Source organism: Clostridium sartagoforme, from assembly GCF_039521405.1.
Classification (GTDB): Bacteria; Bacillota; Clostridia; order Clostridiales; family Clostridiaceae; genus Clostridium; species Clostridium sartagoforme.
Genome location: NZ_BAAACH010000047.1, coordinates 1 through 1595 on the forward strand (window position 1 = coordinate 1; position 1595 = coordinate 1595).

Below are 1595 nucleotides of genomic sequence, written 5' to 3' on the forward strand. Positions count from 1 at the left end.
TGAATATGAAGAACTACTAGAATTGCGTAAAAAAGTTAAAGAACAAGAAGAAAAAATTGAAACTTTAAATTCACAAGTAGAGAACCTAACTCAAGCTATTTTACATAAGAATAAAAAATTATTTGGAGCATCTACAGAAAAAACTCCAATTGAAGGACAAATTTCTTTATTTAATGAAGCTGAAGCTTCAACTGATAGTGGGGCTATTGAACCTACTCCAGAAAATATAATAGTTTCAACACATAAAAGAACTCCAAGAAAAAAAGGAAGTAAAGAAGCTGTTATAAAAGATTTACCTCGAGAAACTGTTGAATGTATATTAGAAGGCGAGGATTCTCTTTGCCCGTACTGTGCAACAGAGATGGCTTCTATCGGTAAAAATGTTGTTAGAACCGAAGTTGAATTTGTTCCACCATCTGTTAAAGTAATTGAATATGTACAATATGTATATAAATGTCCCGAGTGTGGTACTGCTGATAGCAGCGCCGATGTAATAGTAAAAGCTCCTGTACCAAAGCCAGTAATGAAGAGAAGTTTAGCTTCGCCTTCCACTGTTGCAGAAGTTATTTATCAAAAATATGTTAATGGTATGCCACTTTATCGACAGGAACATGATTGGCTCCAAAGAGGATTTAATCTTTCAAGATCAACAATGGCGAATTGGATTATTAGATCTAGCAACGAATGGCTAAAGCCGATGTATAATCTCATGAAAAAAGAGCTCCATAATTGTGAGATTATAAATGCTGATGAGACTAGAATTCAATGCAATAAAGAACAAGGCAGGAAACCTTCTAGCCAATCTTTTATGTGGTTATACCGTTCCGGTGAAAGCGAAGATAAAAATATAGTTATCTTTGAATACACTAGAACTAGAGCAGGTAAGCATGCGCAAGAATTCCTTAAGGAATTTGATGGATTTTTAGTTACAGATGCGTATGCTGGTTACGAAAAGGTTGAAAATATTATTCGTTGCCTTTGCTGGAGCCATGTAAGAAGATATTTCATTGAAAGTATTCCTTTAGATAAAGGAAAGGAAATTCCAGGATCAAAAGGATCTGAAGGTAGAGCCTTTTGCGATAAACTTTTCAAATTTGAAAGAGAATTAAAAACCCTTACGCCTGAAGAAAGGCTTATTAAGCGTCAAGAAAAAAGCAAGCCTGTTCTTGAGGATTTTTGGAATTGGCTTGAAACCATAAATCCGATGAATAATAAAAAGCTTAGTGAAGCTATTACTTATGCTAAGAATCAAAGAGCATATTTAGAGAACTTCCTTTTAGATGGGCGTATTCCCATTTCGAACAATGCAGCTGAAAACTGTATACGTCCCTTCGCAGTAGGTCGTAGAGGTTGGCTTTTTGCAGATACCCCTAAAGGGGCGGAAGCTAGTGCCATTGCCTATAGCATAGTTGAGACTGCAAAAGCTAATAACCTAAATGTGTTTCAGTATTTAAGTTATTTATTTAGATTATTGCCAAATATAAACTCTGCTGAGAACCCGCAACTGCTGGAGCAGTATCTTCCTTGGTCAGGAAGTTTACCTGAATGCTGCTATAATAAGAATAGTAAACAAAAAAATGAGGAGTCCGCTTAAC

Annotated in this window: 1 protein-coding gene; it reads left to right on the plus strand. The window is 35.5% G+C overall.

What is annotated here, in order from left to right; translation table 11 throughout:
- Positions 1–1594 (plus strand): IS66 family transposase (gene tnpC / locus ABDZ60_RS18600; protein WP_343780252.1); only part of this gene is annotated, 1594 nt, incomplete at its 5' end.
- Position 1595 lies beyond the last annotated feature (1 nt).